This window comes from Streptomyces sp. S6 (assembly GCF_054880855.1).
In genome coordinates, this window is the sequence record NZ_JBTYMC010000384.1 from 1 (window position 1) to 5,596 (window position 5,596).

Below are 5,596 nucleotides of genomic sequence, written 5' to 3' on the forward strand. Positions count from 1 at the left end.
GGGATCTGGAGGTGGCTCGGGCGGTGTGCGCGACGGTCGCGCGCTGACGGGGCTTGCGGTGCGCTGCCACGTTGGACCTGCACGTCCTTTCCGTACGACCGCCGCGTGCGCCGGGGGCCCGTCGGAGTGGGGTGAGCGGGACGGGGGGGCGCGTCCGGCGGCGCCCCGCACAGGGGAAGCGCGACGCCGCCGGACCTTCTCGGCGGTGGTGTCCGACTGCCGCCCCTGGCCTGGGCGGCGGTGGGGAGCCGGGCACCTGGGGCAGGACGCTAGGCCGCACTGTGACGTTTGGGTAACGCGTTGTACGGAAGTGACTTCAGAGAGTTGTCCGGTGACCGTATGTGCATACCGATCCCGCCTTCGAGGGCGGGGCGGGTCTCTGTGTTGACCGAACCGGGGATTCGCCCCCGCGAGGCGGGGACTGCTGCTACCGGGGCTGCCGAGGAGGCCGAGGGGGCGGCTGGTTAGGCTCCGGCCTCATGGACGTACTCATCCATTTCTTCGTCGGCCTGCACATCATCGGCATCGCCGCGCTGCTCGGCGGGTTCCTCACGCAGCTGAAGGCGATGGGGCAGGGCACCGCCCGCTTCGTCCCCGGCATGCTGCACGGCGCCGCGACGATGCTGGTCACCGGCGTGATCCTGGTCGGGCTCAACCAAGCGGACGACCAGCACGTCAATAACATCAAGATCGGTGTCAAGCTGGCGCTGCTGGTCGTCATCCTGGGGCTGACCTACGTGAAGCGGGACGACGAGCGGGTCGAGAAGCCGCTCTTCGCCGCCGTCGGCCTGCTGACCGTCGTCAACATCTTCATCGCGGTCCTCTGGACCTGATCCGGCGCCCGGCGGTGGCCCGGCGCCGGTGACCCGTGCGTCAGGCCGGGCGCACCACGCTGTGGATCTCGGACGAGCCCGCGAAGTGGATGGACTCCTCGCAGACGTACGCGCCGGGGCGCGGGGCGTGGATCATCCGGCCGTCGCCGGTGTAGATGCCGACGTGGGTGATGTCGTCGTGGAAGAAGACGAGATCGCCGGGGCGGGCGTCCGGCAGGCGGATCGGTTTGCCCGCGGTGACCTGGCCGAACGCGGTGCGCGGCAGGGCGACTCCGGCGGATTTCCAGGCGGTCTGGGTGAGCCCGGGGCCGTCGAAGGAGCCGGGGCCCGCCGCGCCGAGGACCACCGGCTTGCCGAGCTGCTCCCGCGCGAACGCGAGCGCTCTCTCCGCCTCGGCGGAGACCGGCGCCTCCTCCTGCTGCCGGGGCGCCGCCTTCGGCTGGTTCACGGCGTGGAAGGACAGCAGCGCCTGAGCCTTGCTCAGCTTTCTCTGGACGACCGACTTCGCGTCCTTGAGGTAGCCCTCGGGGTCGTCGTCGGCGTCCGGGAGGGGTGTCGGGGCGGGCGCGACGGCGTCGTAGCTGTCCGGGAGGCGCTCGGAGCTGAGCGGGGCCTTCTCGTAGCTGTCGGGGGCGTGGACGTCCGGTATGTAGGCGTCGGGTACGGCTGTGAGGCCGCTGTCCGGCGCCGCCGTGAAGTCGTGGGCGACCGACGGCGGGAAGGGCGGGAGCGGCGGCAGGGCGGGCGGCGGCGGGAGCACGGGCTCCTGCGTGCGGTAGCGGGCCGCGGTGTCGAGGAAGGTCTTGGCGCGCTTGGTCTCCTTCTCCTTGGCGGCCGTGTCCTTCTTCGAACCCGTCTGACTGCTGTAGAAGGCGTCGAGTTTGCGCTCGACGTCCTCAAGGGTAGGTCTGCCGTCGTCGGCCGGCGGGGCGGCCTCGGTGGGGGGCTGGGTGAACATCGCCATGGACGTGAGGGCGGCCGTGGCCAGGGCGGGGGCGCTGACGCCTGACGCGCGCATGCCCGTCCAGGGGAGCCTGCGTTGATGCGACGCCAATGGGGGCGACTCCTTCCTTGTACCGCCTACCGGGTTAGCTGTCGGGCTCGGGCGGGAGTCGTGCTGTCGTGCTGCGGAAGGTTGCCCTACGGCCTTCCCCGGCGGGGGTCGGCCGATTCGCCCCAGGTTCTCGGTGGGTCCCCGGCTCCGGCTGCCTCGCGCACGGGGGCGGGCCGGACTCGGCGGAGGGCCGCGCGGCCCGGCGACGTTCGCCGGTGGGGGACGGGCGGCCTTGACCGGAACGGTAGCCAATTCGTGTGACTTCTGTGAAGGTTGGCGGGCGATATGCCCGATACGTTTTTGTGACCTGTGTCGAAGTTCCCGCAGGTCATCACAGGTTGTGATAGGGGCGATCCGGAAGGTGAGCGCGGAGATTCCCGGGACCGGGACCGGTCGTCAGTGGCGGCCTCTAGACTCGGAGAGCGATGAGCAGCCTCTTTGACGACAGCTTCCTGGCGGACCTCCAGGCCCCGCGCGGGCACGCCGAGGAACCCCCTCCGCCGCCCGAGGACGAGCAGGCCCCGGAGCAGATCCCGGCCGACCTGTTCGACGGCAGGTTCGACCTGCCCCCGGACCGGGACGCCCACTACAGGGACGGCGCCCCCCGCCCCGTCCTCGATCCGGCGGCCCTCGTCGACGGGCTGAACGACAACCAGCGCGAGGCGGTGATCCACGCCGGCTCACCCCTGCTCATCGTCGCCGGCGCCGGCTCCGGCAAGACCCGCGTCCTCACCCACCGCATCGCCCACCTCCTCGCCGCGCGCGGCGTCCACCCGGGCCAGATCCTCGCGATCACCTTCACCAACAAGGCCGCCGGTGAGATGAAGGAGCGCGTCGAGCAACTCGTCGGCCCGCGCGCGAACGCGATGTGGGTCATGACGTTCCACAGCGCGTGCGTGCGCATCCTGCGCCGCGAGTCCAAGAAGCTCGGCTTCACCTCGTCGTTCTCCATCTACGACGCCGCCGACTCCAAGCGCCTCATGGCCCTCGTCTGCCGCGACCTGGACCTCGACCCCAAGCGCTTCCCGCCCAAGTCCTTCAGCGCCAAGATCAGCAACCTCAAGAACGAGCTGATCGACGAGGAGGACTTCGCGGCCCAGGCGGCCGACGGCTTCGAGAAGACCCTCGCCCAGGCGTACGCGCTCTACCAGTCCCGCCTGCGCGAGGCCAACGCCCTCGACTTCGACGACCTCATCATGACGACGGTCAACCTCCTGCGCGCCTTCCCGGACGTCGCCGAGCACTACCGCCGCCGCTTCCGCCACGTGATGGTCGACGAGTACCAGGACACCAACCACGCCCAGTACGCCCTCGTCCGGGAACTCGTGGGCGGCGCCGGCCGTTCTCAGGACACGCCGCCCAGCGAGCACGACCTCCCGCCCGCCGAGCTCTGCGTCGTGGGCGACGCCGACCAGTCCATCTACGCCTTCCGCGGCGCGACGATCCGCAACATCCTCCAGTTCGAGGAGGACTACCCGAGCGCGACGACGATCCTGCTGGAGCAGAACTACCGCTCCACGCAGACGATCCTCTCGGCGGCCAACGCGGTCATCGAGCGCAACGAGTCCCGCAGGCCCAAGAACCTGTGGACCAACGCCGGTGCGGGCGCCCGCATCACGGGCTACGTCGCCGACACCGAGCACGACGAGGCGCAGTTCGTCGCCGAGGAGATAGACCGCCTCACCGACAACGGCGAGGCCAAGGCCGGGGATGTCGCGGTGTTCTACCGCACCAACGCCCAGTCCCGGGTCTTCGAGGAGATCTTCATCCGCGTCGGCCTGCCCTACAAGGTCGTCGGCGGCGTCCGCTTCTACGAGCGCAAGGAGGTCAGGGACGTCCTGGCCTACCTCCGCGTCCTCGCCAACCCCGAGGACTCCGTCCCCCTGCGCCGCATCCTCAACGTCCCCAAGCGGGGCATCGGCGAGCGCGCCGAGGCGATGATCGACGCCCTCTCCCAGCGCGAGAAGATCAGCTTCCCGCAGGCCCTCAAGCGCGTCGACGAGGCGTACGGCATGGCCGCCCGCTCCGCCAACGCCGTCAAGCGGTTCAACGAGCTGATGGACGACCTGCGCACCATCGTCGAGTCCGGCGCCGGCCCGGCGACGGTCCTGGAGGCCATACTCGAACGCACCGGCTACCTCGCCGAGTTGCAGAACTCCACCGACCCCCAGGACGAGACCCGCATCGAGAACCTCCAGGAACTCGCCTCCGTGGCCCTGGAGTTCGAGCAGGAGTCCGGCGAGTCGGAACAGCCCCGCGGCCTCGCCGACTTCCTGGAGCGCGTCGCCCTGGTCGCCGACTCCGACCAGATCCCCGACGAGGACGAGGACGGCTCGGGCGTCATCACCCTGATGACCCTGCACACCGCCAAGGGCCTGGAGTTCCCCGTCGTCTTCCTCACCGGCATGGAGGACGGCGTGTTCCCGCACATGCGCGCCCTCGGCCAGGTCAAGGAACTGGAGGAGGAACGCCGTCTCGCCTACGTCGGCATCACCCGCGCGCGTGAGCGGCTCTACCTGACCCGCTCCACGCTCCGCAGCGCCTGGGGGCAGCCGTCGTACAACCCGCCCTCCCGGTTCCTGGAGGAGATCCCGGCCACGCACGTCGACTGGAAGCGCACCGGCGCACCCGCCGCGCCGCCGCCGAGCCTCGGGTCCTCGCTGTCGTCGTCCCGGTCCTCCGCCAAGGGCGCCTCCGGGTTCGCGACGCGCCGGGGGGCCGAGGAGAAGCCCGCGATCGCCCTGACCGTCGGGGACCGCGTCACGCACGACCAGTTCGGGCTCGGGACCGTCGTCGCCGTCGGGGGCGCGGGGGCGAAGGCGGAGGCGACGATCGACTTCGGTGAGGGGAAGCCGAAGCGGCTGCTGCTGCGGTACGCGCCGGTCGAGAAGCTCTGAGGGGTCTTCACCGGACATGAGCCGGGCCCCTGTCGCTCGACAGGGGCCCGCTTGACGGAAGTTGAGGCCTTACGTCGGGTCGAGCCCGTGGCTGCGCAGCCACGACAGCGGGTCGATCGACGAGCCGCCGGCCGGGCGGACCTCGAAGTGCAGGTGCGGGCCGGTGGAGTTGCCGGAGTTTCCGGAGTACGCGATCGGCTCGCCGGCCTTGACCGTCGTCCCCGACGCGACGCGGTAGCTGGAGAGGTGGCAGTACCAGGTCTCCGTGCCGTCCTTCGCCGTCAGGATCAGCATGTTGCCGTAGGCGTTGTTCCACTGGGTGCGGACGGTGCCGTCCGTCGCGGCCATGACGGTGGTGCCGTAGGCGACCGGGAAGTCGATGCCCGTGTGCATGGACATCCAGTTGATGCCGGACTGGCCGTAGTAGGCGCTCAGGCCGTGCTGCGCGACCGGGAGGGCGTACTTGGGGCGCAGCCGCTCCAGCCGGGCCGCCTCGGCGGCGGCCTTCTTCTTCTCGGCCTCCTGCTGCGCCTTGAGGTCGATGCGCTCCTGTGTACGGCTCGCGCGGCCCGCGACGTCCTCGGCCGCCGCGCTGAGGCTCGCCAGCTGGCTGCCCAGCTTGTCGTGCGCGGCGGACGGCTTGACCGACTTCGTCTCCGGGGCGGCGGCGCTCGTCTCCTTCGCGTCGTCACTGAACGTGCCGACCGAGGCGGCGGCGATGCCGGCCACGCTCATCACGCACGCGGAGGGGACGGCGATGGTCAGCAGCGCGGAGCGCTTCGCGGGGGGCTTGCGGCGGGCGGCGCGGTTCG

4 protein-coding genes and 1 riboswitch are annotated in these 5,596 nt (G+C 70.9%); of the genes, 2 read left to right on the forward strand and 2 right to left on the reverse strand.

Annotation, left to right across the window (positions count from 1 at the left end):
- Window positions 1-479: 479 nt before the first annotated feature.
- Entirely contained in the window at window positions 480-833 is a 354-nt protein-coding gene (locus ACVNF4_RS31795; protein WP_461806340.1) for a hypothetical protein, read from the forward strand.
- Window positions 834-873: 40 nt separating this feature from the next.
- Here ACVNF4_RS31795 and ACVNF4_RS31800 read toward each other — a convergent pair whose 3' ends face one another.
- A complete protein-coding gene (locus ACVNF4_RS31800; protein ID WP_461806341.1) occupies window positions 874-1,851 on the reverse strand; it encodes a C40 family peptidase in 978 nt (325 codons plus the stop codon).
- 44 nt (window positions 1,852-1,895) lie between these two features.
- A riboswitch (cyclic di-AMP (ydaO/yuaA leader) is annotated at window positions 1,896-2,050 on the reverse strand.
- A gap of 262 nt (window positions 2,051-2,312) precedes the next feature.
- On the opposite strand from ACVNF4_RS31800, the gene pcrA reads away from it, so the two are divergent.
- A complete protein-coding gene (gene pcrA, locus ACVNF4_RS31805) occupies window positions 2,313-4,784 on the forward strand; it encodes a DNA helicase PcrA (protein WP_461806342.1) in 2,472 nt (823 codons plus the stop codon).
- 69 nt (window positions 4,785-4,853) lie between these two features.
- Here pcrA and ACVNF4_RS31810 read toward each other — a convergent pair.
- Window positions 4,854-5,596: M23 family metallopeptidase (locus tag ACVNF4_RS31810; protein WP_461806343.1), on the reverse strand; the 743-nt coding region annotated here is incomplete at its 5' end.

Coding starts and splice junctions, on each gene's coding strand:
- ACVNF4_RS31795 (WP_461806340.1), top strand. CDS start 480: ATGGACGTACTCATCCATTTCTTCGTCGGCCTGCACATCATCGGCATC.
- ACVNF4_RS31800 (WP_461806341.1), bottom strand. CDS start 1,851: ATGCGCGCGTCAGGCGTCAGCGCCCCCGCCCTGGCCACGGCCGCCCTC.
- pcrA (WP_461806342.1), top strand. CDS start 2,313: ATGAGCAGCCTCTTTGACGACAGCTTCCTGGCGGACCTCCAGGCCCCG.